At 54.9% G+C, this 2,098-nt stretch carries 2 protein-coding genes; one reads left to right on the top strand and one right to left on the bottom strand.

From position 1 onward, the window contains the following. Positions 1-585, top strand: a 585-nt coding sequence (locus C7476_RS27725) for a response regulator transcription factor (RefSeq protein ID WP_147274766.1), incomplete at its 5' end; no start/stop codon positions are given. Positions 586-688: 103 nt separating this feature from the next. On the opposite strand, the gene C7476_RS28005 is transcribed toward C7476_RS27725, so the two are convergent. Then, a complete protein-coding gene (locus C7476_RS28005) occupies positions 689-892 on the bottom strand; it encodes a hypothetical protein (RefSeq protein WP_147274765.1) in 204 nt (67 codons plus the stop codon). Positions 893-2,098 lie beyond the last annotated feature (1,206 nt).

Genomic DNA, 2,098 nt, shown 5'->3' with positions numbered 1-2,098 from the left:
GCGCACCTGAGAGAAGCGCTAGGCAATCTTTTCCGCTCGGTCGGCATGCGTGTGGAACTGTTCGGCTCTACGTCGGCACTCATTGAGCTTCCAGCGACGGTTGCCGCCGCAAGCTGCCTTGTCCTCGATATTCGCCTTCCAGGCGTCAGCGGTCTCGATTTTCAGGACAAGCTCGCCAACCTTGGCAACAATATTCCCATCATCTTCATGACCGGCCACGGTGACGTCCCCATGTCGGTTCGGGCGATGAAGGCCGGGGCCATCGACTTTCTCACCAAGCCGTTCCGCGACCAGGACATGCTCGATGCGGTCTCCAATGCGCTCGTGCTTGATCGGGCTCGTCGGACGAGCGATGGCGAACTATCGGCGCTGGTGAAGCGGTACGAGAGCCTGACGAGTCGGGAGCGTGAGGTAATCGCTCTGGTGACAAGCGGCCTGATGAACAAGCAGATCGCAGGCAAACTTGGCCTGAGTGAGATAACTGTCAAAATTCATCGCGGCCATCTGATGGAAAAGATGGGTGTGCGAACCCTGGCTGAACTCGTCAAGACCTATGAGGCGCTTCGGCCTGTCTTGAACAGGTAGTGCCTGATTTGACGTTGCCGCAGCACGACAGCGAGTGTTGGGAGCAGCACCAGGCCGGCGGTCCGTCGAAGCCGAGCTGAACGTACATTTCGACGGCCTTGCTTCAAGCCGCGCAGCTGTCAAATTGCATGTGCAGCCGCTTGTATTGGGATGGGTAATTGATACGGACCCATTCAGTGGCGCCGCGCAGATATGCGATTTCGACCGCACTGCCGAGATCAACTTCCAGATCGTGGATTTTATGCTCAAGGTCCTTCATCCGGCTCGCAGTCGCCAGTGCCTTTCGGTCTTTTGGACTATTTGTCATTGTCATTCCATCTGTTGGCCGCTCAGCGGCGGGTTTACGGGGCGCGGACGCGCGGGGTCGAATTAACCAAGCCCGTTCCAGACCTGATCCTCCCAAATATTGTTCTCCCATTCCGGGAAGAGGTTACGAGTGTTGCTTCGATGGTACTTGCTGCCGTGTCCAGAAGTCTTGTCCATGGGCCGCGTTTGATCAGCGGCGATCGGGACAGAAGTCCTATGGCCGGGCGCGAAACCTGCGGAAATCATGATGGAGACAGCAACGGCAGCTGCTCTATGGGTTATAAGGTTTTTCATGGATGCCATGTTACATTGGCTTTGGCGAAATGAAATTATGCTTCGGATGTATGCGGTTATACAGTTGTATAGTAGTGCCTGGTATTGGACGCCTCCAGCGATGTGGGAAGGTGAACGGTAAAGCTGAGGGCATGAAGACAAAAGACCGTCCGGAGGGGGTCGGACGGTCTTTTGCGGGCCTGGACGGCCGCACTTCAACGGGCGGAAACGTCGAAGTATGGTAGCCGGGGAACTACCAGTCCCGTCGAGGTTTATGACGGGCGCAACTTGAGAAGTACATCCAAACTGTCCGATGCATAAGTATACGTTGGTATACTCTACATAAACGAAAAATCGATTTTACATTTGCTGGCCGGAAACGCAGCGCATTTGAATCTCGCGATGGTGAATGTGCGGCTCAAACTATCTATCCGTTCAATCCGGGTAACGGACGCTTCGGTGCCACAGGGGCTGAGAGTCCCGGCAGCCACCGCCGATCGACGTCAACACGCCGCCCGCGGTGGCCACCGGTCTGCGAAGCGCGTTTGCTTGATTTTTGAATACTGTCCAATGCCTGGGATCAAATACAGTTATGGGCGCTAAACCAACGTATAATACGAAGATCATCATACTGATTTTACGTTGAAGATAACTTCGCCAGACCGGATGCTTCCATTTGGAAGTAGACATGCCGAATAACCGTACCGGTCAGGTGTTGTCGAAGAGATGTGTCCTGCAGGGTCCTCGTGGCAGCACTTGTGCCGCGTCGATTGCAGAGACAATGTCACCAAGGAGTGTCGATGTCTCAATCCGTGAAACTGATATCAATCGGCACAGCTGTGCCTGCCCACATCATTCAACAACGTGACGCCGCTGCTGCGGCACATCAGGCTTTTTCGGCCCGGTTCAGGGACTTTGACCGTTTGGCGAAAGT

The organism is Phyllobacterium bourgognense, from assembly GCF_003337575.1.
GTDB lineage: Bacteria > Pseudomonadota > Alphaproteobacteria > Rhizobiales > Rhizobiaceae > Phyllobacterium > Phyllobacterium bourgognense.
The sequence above is the reverse complement of the archived record's forward strand: the minus strand, read 5'-3'. Positions and strand labels throughout refer to the sequence as shown.

Bases quoted from the DNA above. Each gene is read 5' to 3' on its own strand.
- C7476_RS28005 (WP_147274765.1), bottom strand. From the start codon at position 892: ATGACAAATAGTCCAAAAGACCGAAAGGCACTGGCGACTGCGAGCCGG.